Origin of the sequence: Aeromonas sp. 61P, assembly GCF_051919545.1 — a bacterium.
GTDB lineage: Bacteria > Pseudomonadota > Gammaproteobacteria > Enterobacterales > Aeromonadaceae > Aeromonas > Aeromonas veronii.
Genome location: NZ_JBQBEL010000001.1, coordinates 2,512,611 through 2,529,747, shown reverse-complemented (window position 1 = coordinate 2,529,747; position 17,137 = coordinate 2,512,611). Strand labels below are relative to the sequence as shown.

The following is a 17,137-nucleotide window of genomic DNA, read 5'->3' as shown; positions in this document are numbered from 1 at the left end:
TTTGATACAGGTAAATGAAGATGAAATCCAAACAGACTCTGCTCAATGTCGCCCTGGGTTGCCTGCTGGCGGTCGGTATCTCCGGCTGCGTCGTGGCCAAAACCCATCACGGGCACAAGACTCATGCCCAAGCGCACGCGCAGGAAGGGGCCGTGCAGTATGGCGACGAGAGCCCGTGGGCTGGCAACTATAAAGCGGTTACTGACGATGGCCGCACCGTGGCCGAAATTCACGTCGATACCACAGGGGAGACCTATATCGATGGCAATCAGGTCAAACCAAGCCACAGCGGCAGCGACTACCTGAAATTCAAGCAGGAGACCATCACTTACACCCTGCGCAAAAGCGGTGCCAGCTGGAAAGACAGCGATGCCGGCACCAGCGGCCGCATCCTGTTCGATTGATAACCCCGACACCGGCCTTGCCAGACACCAAGCCCCGCTAAGGGGCTTTTTTGCACCTGCGATTTACCATCAACCACAGCCCGCCCCGAAAAATCCAGCCTTGTCACAGAGTTAGTGCAATCTGTCACATATTCCTTCTGATGGAATGGGTAGAATGGCTCAGTTTGGCCCCCATCATCCACATAGAGCCACGATGTCGATTGCCAACCGCACTGGCTGGGTGATCACGGCACCCGGAATGGAGATGGCCTGCCGAGCGCCAGCCAAGTATTTGCGCCACCAGTTACACCACAGGGATAGAGATTTTTGCCATGGCCAAGTTTTTGAATACCAGCGCAACCAACTATTTTCTTGAAGAACTTATCAAAGATGCCAAAGAGCGTCTGATCCTGATCAGCCCCTTCCTCAAGCTCAACGACAGGATCAAGGAGCTGCTCACCGACAAGAACCGCCTCAAGATCGATGTGCGGATCGTCTATGGCAAAAGCGAGCTGCAACCGGAAGAGATCAGCTGGCTCAAAGAGCTCACCTATATCCGCACTAGCTTTTGCAAAAACCTCCATGCCAAGTGCTATCTCAATGAAGAGATGTGCATTGTCACCAGCCTCAATCTCTACGAGTTCAGTCAGGTCAATAACAACGAGATGGGGGTATTGATCCAGCGCTCGGAAGATCATGACCTTTACCGTGATGCCTATGATGAGGCCCAACGAATTATTCGGGTCAGTGATGAAGTCCGCATATCACTTGAACGGGTTGTCAGTGAAGCCGAAACCCAACAGCCTTCTGCTAACGAAAATGAGTCAGCCACTGAAAAACTGACCTCATCCAAACTGGCGCAAAAGTGGGGGATCAAAACCAATGAGTTGTTGGAAAAAATGGTGACTCACGGCTTGCTTGAGCTGCGTGACAGCAAGCATTACCTCACAGCCAAAGGCAAGGAGGAAGGAGGGGAGTTTAGAATGAGCCCCAAATTTGGCCCCTATTTCCTCTGGCCAGAGGCCATGAATCCCCTCTAATTCACTGACTGGATAAATGTGAAATGGACTTCACTCCCGTTATTGCGGTTCTGCTGGGCCAGTTCTGGTATCTGCTGCCCCTGTTGTTGATTGCCACCCTGATCAAAACGCCCAAGTTCAAAGGGATGGTTGGGGAAGCATTTATCAACTTGGGCATCCGGCTTTTTCTCGACAAGCGGGAGTACCACCTGCTCAAGAACGTGACCCTACCGACCCCGCAGGGCACTACCCAGATCGATCATGTGCTCGTCTCGCGCTTCGGGCTGTTTGTCATCGAAACCAAGAACATCAAGGGATGGATATTTGGCAATCCAGCCCACAAGAGCTGGACTCAGCAGCTCTCTCGCCGCAGACATACCTTTCAAAATCCCCTACGCCAAAACTATCTGCACCTGATGACGCTCAAATCCTTGCTGGGTCTTGCTGATCATCAGCTCCATTCGATTATCTACTTTATTGGCGACTGCACCTTTAAAACCCCCATGCCGGATAACGTGATGAACCGCGGGCTTATTCGCTATATCAAGAGTAAAACCACTCAGGTGCTGACCCCTGCCGAAGTCACCAGAGTGATCGACACCATCCAGCGGGGACGACTGGCCGCCAATTGGCAGACCCATAAACAGCATGTGGCTCAGTTGAAAGCCCGTCACAGCGAGGTTCCCCGCCCGCGTTTATCCGTAGCTGCAATGCCTGTCGTCAATCAGGTGGTGAACGCCGCGCCAACCATCACCGAATCGAGCCCTCAAGCAAATCCACTATGCCCCAGATGCGGCAACCCGATGGTATTGCGTACCGCCAAACGGGGGGATAACCGAGGCAATCGGTTTTGGGGATGCAGTGGATACCCAAAGTGCAGCGAAATTAAGACGTTATTGAACAAAGTCTCCCTATAAAATTTTGATGTTCACAATAATCAGGCTCATTAAAAGCACTGATAGCACTAACCAATCTCAACGGAGAAGTGATATGCAAGCATTCCTAGACCTACTAATCAAACATATGCGTGAACGATATGCACACATATTCACCAGCTATTACCCAGCTCATGGATCTACTGGTTTCACAGAACGAAACCTCACCAATAACTTTGTATCTGCAATGGAGCGTGTCTACCCCGGCACCTGTTTCTCTTGGTTTGAAGCTCCAATCTGTACAACAGACAATAAACATCTAGATGCTGTAGTTTTTACTGAAACAGATGTGTTTTTTATTGAGGCAAAACGATTTACCGCTCCGCAGTCAAAAACTCATAGTGTCAGAAGTGATCTTGAACGTATGCAATCTACTGAGTCCCAAAAATTAATTGAACAGGGACTGTTGAAACCAATCAAACGTCAACGCTATGCCGTGGTGTTGGCTGATGTCTGGACAGAAACAAAAGGTAAACGGGAGATATTTGAAACTTGGCCTGCTTGTCTGGAGAACGAGTCGTTTTTTTATGCCAAAACGATTGAGTTTTCTGAGTTACCCATTGAGGGAGAATGGAAGAACAATTACAAAATATTAGTCGCCATCAAAGCATTACCTTAAATAATTACTCATGCATCAAGGGCGGCCAATTGACCGCCCTTGATGCTTCTTACCGAATCGTCGCCATCTGCCGCACACATCGCTGTTCTCTGTCATCCACCCGCTTGGCAAACCAGGCGGTGGTGAGGTTGCGGGTAATTTTCGGGCTCTTTAGCTGAATGCCGGGCAGGATGGCGCGGGGCAGTCGCTTGCCCGCTTGCTTGTCGGCCAGGGTAAAGATGCGATGGTAGAGATCGGTCTCGGCAAATTCGGCGGTATCCCCTTTGCGAAGGCTCTGGTGAATAGCCTGCTTGCTCATATTGACCCGGTTGGCGAGGGTGTAGACGGCAAGCTCGGTATTGCCCGGCAGATCCGAGTCATAGCGGATCAGATCCCCGTCCAGCGCCAGAGTTTTGCCACTCAAACGGCTGACGGCTGCCTGAAAGGCGGCATTGCGACTGGCGTACCAGCCGGCGTTGAAATCGGCAAAGCGGTAGAGGGTATCCGGGTAGTCGACGGGATAACCGAAGATATGCTTGGTGCCAAACCAGATGCCGCCGCGACGGGTAAAGACTTCGTGGCGGATGGAATCCTTGATTGGATAGGGGTAGCCACGGGCGTTGGCCTCGGCAAAGTCGATGCTCACCTGCATCGGGCCGCCGGTATGCACCGGGTTGAGGTTGCCAAACAGCGTCTTGCCCATCGGCAGCATGCTGATCATGTCTTCGAAGATTTCACTCATCTCCCGTTCGGTACGCAACTTGTCGATGCGCTCGGCATAGCTCTTGCCGGTGGGCGAGTTGATGGAGAGCGCGGCCCGCACCATAAATTCGGGGATCAGCAGCTTGGCTGCCCGTGAGTTGATCTCTTTCCAGGCGATCTTGCCAAGGCCCGGCACCACGGGGTCGGCCTGATAAGTGGCTTCCTGCTCCGCCACCGCCAGCACGCTACAGACGTTGTGATCATTCACCGTCACCCCCTGGGTGGTGAGCGCCGTCACCACGTCATTGGCCCACCCCTGTTTGTCCGGCACCTGACGGGGCAAGAAGCGCACGATGCGGCTCTTCATATCCGCCGGTTTGCGCGGCTGCATGGCAGGCGGCGTTTTGGGGTTGCTCACGCTCGCCTCTTTGGCAGGCGCGGAGGCGGGATCACTGGCACAACCGGCCAGCAACAAGGCAGAGCAGAAGGCAAGAAGACGACAGGAAGGCAAAGCGGTCATAAGCATGTCCATTTTTTGTTGGCCCGACAGGCAGCGCCGCTGGCACTGCACTGACAAGCAAAGTGGGGCCATTGTAGAGGATTGCCTGCCGCAGTTGAAACCCGCGCTCGCAGCATCCCCTCCCCTTGCCAGCTTTTGCCACCCCACGCGCCATCCGTTGTCTGCGATGCGGAACTCATGACCTTCCTCAATGGCTCACCCGGCCAGAACCGTACGGTGAGCGACAGATAAAAAGAAACCCCCGCCATCGCTGGCGGGGGTTGGTCGTCTGGCAAGTTGGGCTGATGCCCGCTGCAAACTCTTAGCGGTTTTTCACCTTCTGGTGCAGCTCCTGCACCGAGTTGACATTGGCGGTGGCATCCACGCTGATGGCCATGCAGGTGGCAAACGCCTCATTCATGGTGGTGGTATACGCCACTTTGTTTTGCAAGGCGGCGCGACGCAGCTGCTTGGAGTCCTGGATCGCCACCCGCCCTTCGGCGGTGTTGACGATGTAGGTGTATTCGCCATTCTTGATGCGGTCGAGAATGTGCGGGCGACCTTCGTGCACCTTGTTGACCAGGCGCGGGTTGATGCTCGCTTCACCCAGCGCGACCGCGGTGCCGTGAGTGGCATCCAGCTCGTAACCCAGCTCCAGCAGCTTGGCGGCCAAATCGACCACCTGCGCCTTGTCGCTGTGACGCACTGACAAGAGGGCACGACCCTCTTTCGGTACGGCGTGGTTGGCACCCAGCTGCGCCTTGGCATAGGCCTCGGCAAAGCTGCTGCCCACTCCCATTACCTCACCGGTGGAGCGCATCTCTGGCCCCAGCAGCGGGTCAACTCCCGGGAACTTGGCGAACGGCAGTACCACCTCTTTCACCGAGTAGTAGGGTGGGATGATCTCTTTGGTGAAGCCCTGTTCTTGCAGCGACTGACCGGCCATCACACGGGCGGCAATCTTGGCCAGCGGGGCGCCGGTCGCCTTGGAGACGAACGGCACGGTACGGGCGGCACGCGGGTTCACCTCGATGAGGTAGATGTCATCGCCCTTGACCGCGAACTGCACGTTCATCAGGCCGATAACGCCGAGCTCCAGCGCCAGCTTGCGCACCTGCTCGCGGATCTCGTCCTGAATCTTCTTGGACAAGGTATAGGGAGGCAGGGAGCAACCGGAGTCACCGGAGTGGATACCGGCCTGTTCGATGTGCTCCATGATGCCGCCGATGACCACATCGGTGCCGTCGCAGATGGCATCCACGTCCAGCTCGGTGGCATCGTCCAGGAAGCGGTCCAGCAGTACCGGCGATTCGTTGGAGACGCTCACCGCCTCGGCGAAGTAGCGACGCAGGTCGGTCTCGTCATAGACGATTTCCATGGCGCGGCCACCCAGCACGTAGGAGGGGCGAACCACCAGCGGGTAGGTGATCCGCTCTGCCAGCAGCACGGCCTGCTCCAGCGCGGTGACGGTGCCGTTTTCCGGCTGCTTGAGGCCGAGGCGCTCGACGGCAGACTGGAAGCGCTCGCGGTCTTCGGCGCGGTCGATGGCATCCGGGCTGGTACCGATAATCGGCACGCCGTTGGCTTCCAGTGCTCGGGCCAGTTTCAGCGGGGTCTGGCCACCGTACTGAACGATGACGCCCTTGGGTTTTTCGATGCGCACGATTTCCAGCACATCTTCCAGGGTCACCGGCTCGAAGTAGAGACGATCCGAGGTGTCGTAATCGGTAGAGACGGTCTCCGGGTTGCAGTTGACCATGATGGTCTCGTAACCGTCTTCGCGCAGGGCCAGCGCCGCGTGCACGCAGCAGTAGTCGAACTCGATACCCTGACCGATACGGTTCGGGCCGCCGCCGATGATCATGATCTTGTCGCGGTTGCTCGGGGCCGCTTCGCACTCCTCGTCATAGCTGGAGTACATGTAGGCGGTGTTGGTGGCGAACTCGGCGGCGCAGGTATCGACCCGCTTGTAGACTGGGAAGATGTTGTGGCGGGCACGCAGTTTGCGCACTTCCCCTTCGGCCACACCGAGGATCTTGGCCAGACGGGCATCGGCAAAGCCTTTGCGCTTGAGGGCACGCAGGAAGTCGGCATCGAGACCGGCCATGCCGCGCTCTTTCACCTCTTCTTCCAGTTTCACCAGGTCTTCAATCTGCACCAGGAACCAGGGGTCAATCTTGGTCAGCTTGAAGATGCCATCCATGGAGAGACCGGCGCGGAATGCATCGGCGATGTAAAAGATACGGTCGCTACCTGCATCCTGCAGCTCGTGACGGATGCGGGTCAGGGAGTCCGGGGCATTGAGGTCAACCATGGGGTCGAAGCCGGTTTTGCCGGTTTCGAGGCTGCGCAGCGCCTTGTGCAGGGACTCCTGGAAGTTGCGGCCGATGGCCATCACTTCGCCGACCGACTTCATCTGGGTCGTCAGACGGTCGTTGGCACCGGCGAATTTTTCGAAGTTGAAGCGCGGCACCTTGGTGACCACGTAGTCGATGGCCGGCTCGAAGGAGGCCGGAGTGCGACCACCGGTGATGTCGTTCATCAGCTCGTCGAGGGTGTAACCGATGGCGAGCTTGGCGGCGATCTTGGCGATGGGGAAACCGGTCGCCTTGGAGGCCAGCGCAGAGGAGCGCGACACCCGCGGGTTCATCTCGATGATGACCATGCGGCCATCTTTCGGGTTGATACCGAACTGGACGTTGGAGCCGCCGGTCTCGACGCCGATCTCGCGCAGTATCGCCATGGAGGCGTTGCGCATGATCTGGAACTCCTTGTCGGTCAGCGTCTGGGCTGGCGCGACCGTGATGGAGTCACCGGTGTGGATACCCATGGGGTCGAAGTTTTCGATGGTGCAGACGATGATGCAGTTGTCGTTGCGATCCCGCACCACTTCCATCTCGTACTCTTTCCAGCCAATCAGCGATTCATCGATCAGCAGCTCTTTGGTCGGCGACAAGTCCAGACCGCGCTCGCAGATCTCGACGAACTCTTCGGTGTTGTAGGCGATACCGCCGCCGGAGCCGCCCATGGTAAAGGAGGGACGGATGATGCAGGGGAAGCCGACCATCTGCTGCACACCCCACGCCTCTTCCATGTTGTGGGCGATACCGGCGCGCGGGCACTCGAGGCCAATGCTGCGCATCGCCTTGTCAAAGCGGGAGCGATCTTCGGCCTTGTCGATAGCATCGGCAGTGGCACCGATCATCTCGACACCGAACTCGGCCAGTACGCCGTGTTTTTCAAGATCCAGCGCGCAGTTCAGTGCGGTCTGGCCGCCCATGGTGGGCAGGATGGCGTCCGGGCGCTCTTTCTTGATGATTTCGCGCACCACTTCCCAGGTGATGGGCTCGATGTAGGTGGCGTCAGCCATCTCCGGGTCGGTCATGATGGTGGCCGGGTTGGAGTTGACCAGAATGACGCGGTAGCCCTCCTCGCGCAGGGCTTTGCACGCCTGGGCGCCGGAGTAGTCAAATTCGCAGGCCTGGCCGATGACGATGGGGCCGGCGCCGAGGATCAGGATGCTCTGAAGGTCGTTACGTTTTGGCATGAAACTCTTTCCTCTATTCCTTAGGCGCGATACTGCTTAATCAATTCAATAAAGTGGTCAAAGAGACCGGCACAATCGTGCGGGCCCGGGCTCGCTTCGGGGTGACCCTGGAAGCTGAAGGCCGGACGGTCGGTACGATGGATGCCTTGCAAGGAGCCATCGAACAGGGAGACGTGGGTGGCGCGCAGGCAATCCGGCAGACTGTTCTCATCTACTGCGAAACCGTGGTTCTGGGCGGTGATCATCACGGTGTTGTCATCGAGGCTCTTCACCGGGTGGTTGGCGCCGTGGTGGCCAAACTTCATCTTGACGGTCTTGGCGCCGGAGGCCAGACCCAGCAGCTGGTGTCCCAGACAGATGCCGAACACCGGCGTGTTGGTATTAAGGAAAGCCTTGATGGCCTCGATGGCGTAGTCGCACGGCTCGGGGTCGCCGGGGCCGTTGGAGAGGAAGATGCCATCCGGGTTCATCGCCAGTACCTCGGCGGCCGGGGTCTTGGCCGGCACCACGGTCAGGCGGCAGCCACGGTCAACCAGCATCCGCAGGATGTTGCGCTTGACGCCAAAGTCATAGGCTACCACGTGGTATTTCAGCTGGTCGGCATCCGGGGTGACGTGCCCCTTGCCAAGCTGCCAGCTCCCTTCGGTCCAGTTGTACGCCTCACCAACCGTCACCTCTTTGGCCAGATCCATCCCCTTCAGACCGGGGAAGGCGCAGGCCTGTTCGAGGGCATAGGCTTCATCGACCTGTTTCCCGGCCAGAATGCAGCCAGCCTGAGCGCCTTTCTCGCGCAGGATGCGGGTCAGTTTACGGGTGTCGATGTCGGCGATGCCAACGATGTTGTGAGACTTGAGGTATTCGGAGAGGGATTGCTGATTGCGGAAATTGGAGGCAAGTATCGGAAGGTCCCGGATGATCAATCCCTGAGCATGGATTTGACTGGACTCTTCATCTTCGCTGTTGGTGCCGGTGTTGCCTATATGGGGATAAGTGAGGGTGACTATCTGACGGGAATAAGAGGGATCGGTGAGGATTTCCTGATAGCCCGTCATCGACGTATTGAAAACCACTTCACCAACGGAACATCCCTCGGCGCCTATCGACACGCCTTTGAACACAGTTCCATCTTCCAGCACTAGCAATGCAGTGTGATTCAAGACAACCTCCAGTTATTTAGCTTTAAATTCAGCAATTTACCTGGGTGTTGCGGGCTCGGTTCCGGTCTTGGACAGGACTCGAACCCGGCAGATTTCTGGCAAATTGGGCGCATTCTACTTAAAAAAAGTGGCATTTCAACGTCTTTTCTCAGACGAAATGCATCTAAATTCAATAAAAAAGCAACATTACCCATTATCTATGCACTCAATCGCTTTGCAACCCCCTCCCATGAAAGAAAAGGAAAAACCACCACCAAAAGATGCCACCAAGCCAGCAATAGCGACAAAAACAAACAAAAAAACCAATTAAAACAATGGCATTTATTTTTACACAAAAAACATTAATGGCAAATTTAACGCTTTTATGATGACAAGAGTGAACATGAAAAATGGAAAACGTTTTTCTGCGTTTGAATTTTTAGTCTTTTCCAGTCCGTGTAAAAAAATGGCTTCATCAGCCATAAAGATGCTCAAATTTGTTACCTGATGATGACATTCAGGAAGGGGAAATCTGGCGGATAACGCAATAGTGTGATTTATAAGGCATTCAGTTAAAAATTGCAGGCAGCGTGTCTTTTTACACAAATTCTGGCTGACTGACAGCAAAAACCCCGGCAAGCCGGGGTTTTTCACTGGGGTAGCAGTAGTACGAAAGTGCCGCTCAGAGGCATCACTTGAGATTGAGCACATCCTGCATGTCATAAAGACCGGCACCCTGCTGACCAAGCCACTTGCCCGCCCGCACAGCACCGTTGGCGAAGGTCAGGCGGCTGGAGGCCTTGTGGCTGATCTCCACCCGCTCGCCGATATCGGCAAACATGACGGTATGCTCCCCCACCAGATCACCAGCACGAATGGTGGCAAAGCCGATAGTGTTGCGATCCCGCTCGCCAGTGATCCCCTCGCGGCCATAGACGGCGCACTCCTTGAGATCCCGGCCCAGCGTTTTGGCGACCACTTCCCCCATGGAGAGCGCGGTACCGGATGGCGCATCCACCTTGTGGCGATGGTGGCCTTCGATGATCTCGATGTCGGTGTAATCCCCCATCACCTTGGCGGCCTGCTCCAGCAGTTTGAACACCAGGTTGACCCCGACCGAGTAGTTGGAGGCGAACACGATACCGATCTGCTTGCCCGCCTCTTTCAGGGCGGCCTTGCCTGCATCGTCAAAACCGGTGGTGCCGATCACCATCTGCTTGTGGTGGGCCAGCGCAAAGGCCAGATTGGCAAGGGTCACCTCGGGGCGGGTGAAGTCGATGATGAGATCAAACTCATCGCGCACCTTATCCAGACTGTCGCTGATGGCCACACCCAGATGGCCCAGCCCATTGAGCTCACCGGCATCAAGGCCGATCACCGCCGAACCCGGCCGCTCCAGCGCAGCACCAACCACCACGCCATCGGTGTTGGTGATGGCCTCCAGCAGCACCTTGCCCATACGACCATTACAGCCCATCACGGCCACACGGATCGGATTGTCCATCTCCACCCTCTCATCTCTTTTAATTATGGAAAGAGACCGTTTTACCAGCCCGCACCGGGTTTGAAAAGCCATGATGCCACCACACCTTGCTGCGCTCGCCAACGGCAGCGCTCACTGGCTGGCCAAGAACTTCCTTTTGGTCACAGGCCGCTTTTCATCGTTTCACACCATCATTTGGCAGACCGGGTGCCATCTGATAGGTTCGAACGAGTGAAATGCCAGAATACACGGAACCAGGGCAACGCCCGTGTCGATATCAAACGAGGTGCAAGGATGAGCGCAGGATTGCTGTTTGCTGTGGGGTTGATATCACTGACCCTGGTCATGCTGGCAGCGGCTCTGCTGTTTGGCGGGCCGAGTCCGGCACCGGCGTTGGCCAGCATCAACGACCCTTTCAAGGGGAGTGGCTGGAGCAACATGCCACCTATCTCAAGATACCCGGCGCGTGACGGCACGCAGCTGGCCTATCGGCACTATGGCGCAAAGGAGCACGCAAAGAACAACAAGGTCAAGGGCTGCGTGGTACTGGTTCACGGCTCTTCTGCCAGCAGCCAGAGCATGCACAAGATGGCGAACGCCTTTTCGCAAGCGGGATACGACGCCTACGCCCTCGATATTCGCGGCCATGGCGCATCGGGCAACAAAGGCACCATTGACTACATCGGTCAGCTTGAAGACGATCTGGAGGATTTCATCAAGTCAGTGGCCCCCGGCAAGCCTGCAACACTCGTCGGTTTCTCGTCAGGGGGTGGCTTTGTGCTGCGTGTTGCTGGCAGTGCGCGACAAACCCTGTTCGAGAGCTATCTGCTGCTCTCCCCCTATCTCGGCCCCACCGCCGCCAACTACCGGCCCAACAGCGGTGGCTGGGTACGTGTCGGCTTGCCTCGCCTCATCGCCCTGAGCATCCTCAACGGTTTCCATATTTCCGCACTCAACCATCTGACCGTGCTGAACTTTGCCCTTAATGATGAGGCGAAATCCCTGCTGACCCCCTCTTACTCCTTCAACCTTGCCTCGAACTTTCAGCCAGAGCGCGACTATCAGCAGAATTTACGCAATGTGCAACGCCCCTGCGCCGTGATCGCGGGTGCAAATGACGAAGCTTTCCAAACAGATCAACTTGAACCTGAGTTAAGACGTCTCGGCATCTCCTGGTCTGTCACCTTGCTGCCTGGTATTGGCCACATTCCCCTGACGCTGGAACAGGATGCTCTCGCGACAGCCGTTCAGGCGGTGGAGAAACTGACACAATAACCACACAGCCCAGGTCTTGTGTCCACGCGTTCTGGAAATATCCGTACCATGCTCACGTAGAGATAGAGAGAGGTGCGGCTGACGTTTGGCAGCGGGAGAAATCCCCAAGATGGCATGCAGAGATCTTATCGTTTACCTCTTTCCTTATTAAAGGCACGCGATACCCCCAGATACTCGCGGACTGCGTCAGAACAGCAATGAACAATAAACAGCACTAACTTCTTTTTCCGAATATTCTTTGGATATCTCAATAACACCAGAATCATCAAACAAAAACACCTATCCATCTGGACGTCTATCTTGACCTTGTGGGGTTGACTCACTACTGTGGGCACCCCAATGCGGCAGGATGCCCGCCCTGTTTTCCCCCTATCCCTATCCGATACAGGTACAAAGCAGTTTATGACAGGAGGTCATTGTTCAATTTCAGAGGAACACATGATCCAGACTCAACCCAGTGCCAGGGCCTTGCTGCCACTTCTGGTTTTTCTCGCACTCTTTATCGGTACCGGTACCTGGCTGACCCTGCAGGGGGTCGAGTTCGCCTTCTATCAGCTGCCCGCTCCGGTTGCTGCCCTGCCTGCGGTGATGCTCGCCCTGCTGCTTGGCAAAGAGAGCTTCAACAGCAATCTGGAGACCTTCTTCAAGGGGGTCGGCCACAGCAATATCATGGCGATGTGCCTTATCTATCTGCTGGCGGGCGCCTTTGCCAGCGTGGCCAAGGCCACCGGCGGCGTTGATGCCACCGTGGCGCTGGGTCTCTCCCTCATCCCTGGCTGGGCGCTGTTGCCCGGGCTGTTCCTCATCTCTGCCTTTATTGCCACTGCCATGGGTACCTCCATGGGCACCATAGGTGCCGTGGCGCCGGTAGCCCTCGGTGTGGCGCAGGCTGCCGGTATAGATCCGGTGCTGATGGCAGGCACCATTCTTTCTGGCGCCATGTTTGGCGATAACCTCTCCATCATCTCCGACACCACCATAGCAGCAACCCGCAGTCAGGGGTGCGAGATGAAGGACAAGTTCCGCGAGAACTTCAAGATTGCCGCCCCTGCCGCCATCGCGGTGATCCTGCTCTATCTGACCCTGGGCTCAGTGGGTGAATCCCCGGCCAACGGCAGCGCCATCGAGCTGTTCAAGGTGATGCCTTATCTGCTTATCCTGGGGCTAGCGCTCGCCGGGGTGAATGTGTTTGTGGTGTTGGGGATCGGTATTCTGGCCGCCGGAGTGGTGGGCATGATCAACGGCTACGCCATCGGTCAGTTCAGCAAGGATATCTATCAGGGCTTTACCGGCATGCAGGAGATCTTCCTGCTCTCCATGCTGATCGGCGGCCTCGGCGCCCTGATGGAGCGTCAAGGTGGACTGGCCTGGATCAGCGAGCGCATCAGCGCCCTGATTGCCCGTTTCACTCGCGAGCACAATGGTGAACAGAACGAGAAAGCGGCCGAGCTCGGCATCGCCGGGGTGGTGAGCCTCACCAACCTCTGCACTGCCAACAATACCGTCGCCATTATCGTTGCGAGCAAGGTGGCCCGGGATCTGGCCGAACACCACGGTGTCACCCCGCGCCGCGCAGCCTCCATGCTCGATATTTTCTCCTGCGTGGTACAGGGTCTGATCCCTTGGGGCGCACAGGCGCTGCTGCTGGGATCCATCTTCGCCCTGTCGCCGTTGGCGGTAGTAAGCATGAGTTTCTACCCGATGGCACTCGCGGTAGCGGCACTCATTGCAGTGTTTGTGAAGCACCAGATGCGCGGCAAGGCTGACAAGTAACAGGATAACGTCCATGCGTTTCTACACAGGATTAACGCTCGCGGTGGTGGCGCTGATTGCAGTGTTTGTGAAGCTCCAGATGCGCGGCAAAGCTGACAAGTAACAGACCAGAGGCTGGCGCGCCGACATGCTGTCAACAGGGGCCACACCCTGGCCCTTGTTGACTCACTATCGGACCCGCCAGCATTTATCCCACCGTCCCGGGCATCAACCGTCCGGGGCGGGAGTTCCCCTGTCCCCCTTAACGTCAAGAGTGAATGTGCTAAGGTAGAGCGCGTTCAAGCCATCGATGCGCAGCTATACCAGAGGTTCCCCATGCATGAGTCCCAACCCGAACGTCAATCCCTGCGCCAACTGGTTCGTCAACGCCGCAAAAATCTGAGTCCGGCCGAGCAGCAAGCGGCGGCCCAACAGCTGCTGGCCCAGTTCAAGCAACACCCCGAGATCCTCGCCGCCAAACGCATTGCCCTCTATCTGGCCAATGACGGGGAGATCAACCCCTTGCCCACCATCCATTGGCTGTGGGCCCAGCACAAAGAGGTCTACCTGCCGGTGCTCCACCCCTTTACCCCGGGTCACCTGCTCTTTTTGCGCTATACCGCCACCAGCCCCATGGTACGCAACCGCTACGGCATCGAAGAGCCGGAGCTGGATATCCTGCAGGTGGTGCCCCACAGCACGCTCGATCTTATCTGCACCCCGCTGGTTGCCTTCGATGCCCAGGGTAATCGCCTTGGCATGGGGGGCGGCTACTACGATCGCACTCTCGCCATCTGGCATGAGCACAAGCTGGGGCCCAAGCCGCTCGGCATTGCCCACGACTGCCAGCAGGTGGACGCAGTCCCGCAAGAGGAGTGGGATGTGCCACTGCCCCAGATCATCACCCCGAGCCACTGCTGGTGCTTTGAATAGGCTGTGTTTGGCCGGCAGCCCCTGCTTTGTGCGCGCAAACGCAGAATAAACAGGCAAACGATTTACAAAGTCCCTCTTTTTGCCCCGGAACGTGAGCAACAAGGTCGCGACGGGGTACCGGGTTGGATATAATGCGCCCGCTTTTTTCTTAAGGAACGATCATGACTCAAGATGAAATGAAGAAGGCGGCCGGTTGGGCTGCGCTCAAGTATGTGGTTCCCGGCACCATCGTCGGGGTGGGCACCGGCTCTACCGTCAACCACTTTATCGACGCGCTGGCGACCATGAAGGACGAGATCAAGGGGGCGGTATCCAGCTCCGTGGCCTCTACCGAGCGCCTCAAGGGCTTCGGCATCACCGTATATGATCTCAACGAGATCGACGCCCTCTCCGTCTATGTGGATGGCGCCGACGAGATCAACGCAACCCGCGACATGATCAAGGGCGGCGGCGCAGCCCTGACCCGCGAGAAGATCGTTGCCGCCGTCGCTGAAAAGTTCATCTGCATCATCGACAACACCAAGACCGTCGACGTGCTGGGCAAGTTCCCGCTGCCGGTCGAAGTGATCCCGATGGCCCGCGAATACGTGGCCCGCGAAATTCGCAAACTGGGTGGCAACCCGGTGTGGCGTGAAGGGGTGGTCACCGACAACGGCAACCACATTCTGGATGTGAAAGGCATGGCCATTACCGATGCCAAGGCGTTGGAAGTACGACTGAACGCCATTGTTGGTGTGGTAACCAACGGCCTGTTCGCCGCCCGCGGTGCCGACGTGGTCCTGATCGGTACGCCGGACGGCGTGATTACCCAGTAATCCCGACACCGGCAGCACAGTGCAGCGGCATCCTCCCTCGCCCGCCAACGCCATTGTGCCAGCCCTGACGCAGCAGCGGCGTTGATTGAGCCCCGGGATGGGATACTGACCCAAACATTGCACTGTGAATAAATGACGGCGCCTGATGGCGCCGTTTTTATTTATCCCTCAACAAGTTGCATACGGATGTTTACAACATTCGTTGATAACTTCAAAGAATTTGACTTTCGTCACAAATATTCCCTCTCCCAAACGTTTTTGCTACTTTACGGTTTTCTTCGCACACCAAATCTGCACTTACGTTTGCACATACAGAGGGATCGTCATGACTGCCAAGTTTTCGTTGGACAAGGATAAAATCAAGGTTCTGCTGCTGGAGGGGGTTCATCCAACACCGTTGAGACCTTTCGTGCCGCAGGTTACACCAGTGTGGAGTATCTCAAGACCTCGCTTTCCGAAGAGGAGCTGATCGAGCAGATCCGCGACGTCCATTTCATCGGGCTGCGCTCCCGTACCCAGATCACCGAGAAAGTCCTCGACGCCGCCAACAAGCTGGTCGCCATCGGCTGCTTCTGCATCGGTACCAACCAGGTCGAGCTGGAAGCGGCCCAGATCCGCGGTATTCCGGTCTTCAACGCCCCCTTCTCCAACACCCGTTCGGTCGCCGAGCTGGTACTGGGCGAGATCCTGCTGCTGCTGCGCGGCATCCCCGAGAAGAACGCCAAGTGCCATCGCGGCGTGTGGGAAAAACTGGCCAACCGCTCGGTGGAAGCGCGCGGCAAGAAGCTCGGCATCATCGGCTACGGCCACATTGGTACCCAGCTTGGCATCATCGCCGAGAGCATCGGCATGAAGGTTTATTACTACGATATCGAGAACAAGCTCTCGCTGGGCAACGCCATCCAGGTGCCGAGCATGGTCGAGCTGCTCAATATGTCTGACGTCATCAGCCTGCACGTGCCGGAGACCGCCTCCACCAAGAACATGATCGGTGCCGAGCAGCTGCGGATGATGAAACCGGGCGCCATCTTCATCAACGCCGCCCGCGGTACCGTGGTGGATATCGATGCGCTGGCTGACGTCATCAAGAGCGGCCATATTGCTGGCGCCGCCATCGACGTCTTCCCGGTCGAGCCCAAGTCCAATGACGAGGAGTTCCAAAGCCCGCTGCGTGGGCTGGAAAACGTCATCCTGACCCCGCACATCGGTGGCACCACCCATGAGGCGCAGGAGAACATCGGGCTGGAAGTGGCCAACAAGCTGGTCAAATACTCCGACAACGGCTCTACCCTCTCTGCCGTCAACTTCCCGGAAGTGTCGCTGCCGGGCCACAAGGGCTCCAGCCGCCTGCTGCACATTCACCGCAACCAGCCGGGCGTGATGAACCAGATCAACCAGATCTTCGCCGAAGAGGGGATCAACATCGCCGGTCAATACCTGCAGACCAGCAGCCATATCGGTTACGTGGTGATCGACGTGGAGACCGAGCACAGCGAGAAGGCGCTAGCCAAGCTCAAGGAGATCAACGGCACCATCCGTGCCCGCATCCTCCACTGATAGACCCTTATCTGCGCAGCAAAAAGCCCGTCGTGATGACGGGCTTTTGTATGAAGCAGAACCTCAAAGCAGCGTGATGGCTTACCACCACCCCAACAGGTTGCGCCCCACCAGCGCCCCCCATACCAGGGCATTGAGGGCCAACGCGATAAAGACGGCGGCAGAGCCCAGATCCTTGGCGCGACCGGAGAGCTCATGATGCTCGGAGCCAACCCTGTCTACCACAGCTTCAATGGCGGAGTTGAGGATCTCGACGATCACCACCAGCCAGCTGATGACGATAAGCAGCAGGATCTGGTTGAGAGAATCCCCCAGCCAGAAGGCCAGCGGCATCAGCAACAGGATCAGCATCAGCTCCTGCCGAAACGCCGCCTCGTTAATCCAGGCTGACTTGAGCCCCTTCATGCTGTAACCGGTTGCGTTGATGATGCGGGTGACCCCGGTTGCCCCTGGCTTTGCCACGCTAACTACCTCATTTGGAATCGATTTTGGCCTCACATCCT

The 17,137-nt window shown here is 57.0% G+C and carries 14 protein-coding genes and 1 pseudogene; 10 read left to right on the top strand and 5 right to left on the bottom strand.

Annotated elements, in window-relative coordinates:
- The first annotated feature begins 20 nt into the window (after positions 1 to 20).
- The 4 genes from ACTG2O_RS12080 (at position 21) to ACTG2O_RS12065 (ending at position 2,956) form a co-directional block, all read left to right on the top strand.
- Positions 21 to 404: a hypothetical protein gene (locus ACTG2O_RS12080; protein WP_439975845.1), complete on the top strand. Its 384-nt coding sequence runs from the start codon at positions 21 to 23 to the stop codon at positions 402 to 404.
- 311 nt (positions 405 to 715) lie between these two features.
- Entirely contained in the window at positions 716 to 1,423 is a 708-nt protein-coding gene (locus ACTG2O_RS12075; RefSeq protein ID WP_042056541.1) for a phospholipase D family protein, read from the top strand.
- Between the two features lie 23 nt (positions 1,424 to 1,446).
- Complete coding sequence (locus ACTG2O_RS12070) at positions 1,447 to 2,319, top strand: NERD domain-containing protein (RefSeq protein ID WP_439975844.1); 873 nt, start codon at positions 1,447 to 1,449, stop codon at positions 2,317 to 2,319.
- Between the two features lie 73 nt (positions 2,320 to 2,392).
- Positions 2,393 to 2,956: a hypothetical protein gene (locus tag ACTG2O_RS12065; protein WP_439975843.1), complete on the top strand. Its 564-nt coding sequence runs from the start codon at positions 2,393 to 2,395 to the stop codon at positions 2,954 to 2,956.
- A 49-nt stretch (positions 2,957 to 3,005) separates the two neighbouring features.
- On the opposite strand, the gene ACTG2O_RS12060 is transcribed toward ACTG2O_RS12065, so the two are convergent.
- The 3 genes from ACTG2O_RS12060 to carA form a co-directional block, all read right to left on the bottom strand.
- Entirely contained in the window at positions 3,006 to 4,157 is a 1,152-nt protein-coding gene (locus ACTG2O_RS12060) for a DUF1615 domain-containing protein (RefSeq protein ID WP_439975842.1), read from the bottom strand.
- Between the two features lie 301 nt (positions 4,158 to 4,458).
- Positions 4,459 to 7,683, bottom strand: a complete 3,225-nt coding sequence (gene carB / locus ACTG2O_RS12055; RefSeq protein WP_439975840.1) for a carbamoyl-phosphate synthase large subunit — start codon at positions 7,681 to 7,683, stop codon at positions 4,459 to 4,461.
- A gap of 20 nt (positions 7,684 to 7,703) precedes the next feature.
- Positions 7,704 to 8,840 carry a glutamine-hydrolyzing carbamoyl-phosphate synthase small subunit gene (carA, locus tag ACTG2O_RS12050; RefSeq protein WP_182963594.1) on the bottom strand — a complete coding sequence of 379 codons (1,137 nt, stop codon included), beginning with the start codon at positions 8,838 to 8,840 and terminating at the stop codon, positions 7,704 to 7,706.
- Between carA and ACTG2O_RS12045 the strand changes: the two genes are divergently transcribed.
- Complete coding sequence (locus ACTG2O_RS12045; RefSeq protein ID WP_182963593.1) at positions 8,832 to 9,185, top strand: hypothetical protein; 354 nt, start codon at positions 8,832 to 8,834, stop codon at positions 9,183 to 9,185. The genes carA and ACTG2O_RS12045 overlap by 9 nt on opposite strands.
- Positions 9,186 to 9,510: 325 nt before the next feature.
- On the opposite strand, the gene dapB is transcribed toward ACTG2O_RS12045, so the two are convergent.
- Positions 9,511 to 10,323: a 4-hydroxy-tetrahydrodipicolinate reductase gene (dapB, locus tag ACTG2O_RS12040; protein ID WP_005347132.1), complete on the bottom strand. Its 813-nt coding sequence runs from the start codon at positions 10,321 to 10,323 to the stop codon at positions 9,511 to 9,513.
- 273 nt (positions 10,324 to 10,596) lie between these two features.
- Here dapB and ACTG2O_RS12035 point away from each other — a divergent pair, with 273 nt between their 5' ends.
- The 5 genes and pseudogenes from ACTG2O_RS12035 to serA all read left to right on the top strand — a co-directional run bounded on the left by ACTG2O_RS12035 (position 10,597) and on the right by serA (position 16,634).
- Complete coding sequence (locus ACTG2O_RS12035; protein WP_421333797.1) at positions 10,597 to 11,577, top strand: alpha/beta hydrolase; 981 nt, start codon at positions 10,597 to 10,599, stop codon at positions 11,575 to 11,577.
- A gap of 438 nt (positions 11,578 to 12,015) precedes the next feature.
- Complete coding sequence (locus tag ACTG2O_RS12030; RefSeq protein WP_005361588.1) at positions 12,016 to 13,350, top strand: Na+/H+ antiporter NhaC family protein; 1,335 nt, start codon at positions 12,016 to 12,018, stop codon at positions 13,348 to 13,350.
- Between the two features lie 315 nt (positions 13,351 to 13,665).
- Positions 13,666 to 14,262, top strand: coding sequence for a 5-formyltetrahydrofolate cyclo-ligase (locus tag ACTG2O_RS12025; protein ID WP_159143962.1), 597 nt, complete (start codon positions 13,666 to 13,668; stop codon positions 14,260 to 14,262).
- A gap of 161 nt (positions 14,263 to 14,423) precedes the next feature.
- A complete protein-coding gene (gene rpiA, locus ACTG2O_RS12020; RefSeq protein WP_182963592.1) occupies positions 14,424 to 15,077 on the top strand; it encodes a ribose-5-phosphate isomerase RpiA in 654 nt (217 codons plus the stop codon).
- Between the two features lie 325 nt (positions 15,078 to 15,402).
- Positions 15,403 to 16,634, top strand: a pseudogene (serA, locus tag ACTG2O_RS12015) (phosphoglycerate dehydrogenase).
- Positions 16,635 to 16,715: 81 nt separating this feature from the next.
- Here the strand turns inward: serA and ACTG2O_RS12010 are convergent.
- Positions 16,716 to 17,096, bottom strand: a complete 381-nt coding sequence (locus ACTG2O_RS12010) for a diacylglycerol kinase (RefSeq protein WP_005337641.1) — start codon at positions 17,094 to 17,096, stop codon at positions 16,716 to 16,718.
- Between the last annotated feature and the right edge of the window lie 41 nt (positions 17,097 to 17,137).

Excerpts from the sequence above, each read along its gene's own strand:
- carB (WP_439975840.1), bottom strand. The coding sequence starts at position 7,683 with ATGCCAAAACGTAACGACCTTCAGAGCATCCTGATCCTCGGCGCCGGC.
- rpiA (WP_182963592.1), top strand. The coding sequence starts at position 14,424 with ATGACTCAAGATGAAATGAAGAAGGCGGCCGGTTGGGCTGCGCTCAAG.
- ACTG2O_RS12080 (WP_439975845.1), top strand. The coding sequence starts at position 21 with ATGAAATCCAAACAGACTCTGCTCAATGTCGCCCTGGGTTGCCTGCTG.
- ACTG2O_RS12025 (WP_159143962.1), top strand. The coding sequence starts at position 13,666 with ATGCATGAGTCCCAACCCGAACGTCAATCCCTGCGCCAACTGGTTCGT.
- dapB (WP_005347132.1), bottom strand. The coding sequence starts at position 10,323 with ATGGACAATCCGATCCGTGTGGCCGTGATGGGCTGTAATGGTCGTATG.
- ACTG2O_RS12030 (WP_005361588.1), top strand. The coding sequence starts at position 12,016 with ATGATCCAGACTCAACCCAGTGCCAGGGCCTTGCTGCCACTTCTGGTT.
- ACTG2O_RS12070 (WP_439975844.1), top strand. The coding sequence starts at position 1,447 with ATGGACTTCACTCCCGTTATTGCGGTTCTGCTGGGCCAGTTCTGGTAT.
- ACTG2O_RS12075 (WP_042056541.1), top strand. The coding sequence starts at position 716 with ATGGCCAAGTTTTTGAATACCAGCGCAACCAACTATTTTCTTGAAGAA.
- ACTG2O_RS12065 (WP_439975843.1), top strand. The coding sequence starts at position 2,393 with ATGCAAGCATTCCTAGACCTACTAATCAAACATATGCGTGAACGATAT.
- ACTG2O_RS12060 (WP_439975842.1), bottom strand. The coding sequence starts at position 4,157 with ATGACCGCTTTGCCTTCCTGTCGTCTTCTTGCCTTCTGCTCTGCCTTG.
- ACTG2O_RS12035 (WP_421333797.1), top strand. The coding sequence starts at position 10,597 with ATGAGCGCAGGATTGCTGTTTGCTGTGGGGTTGATATCACTGACCCTG.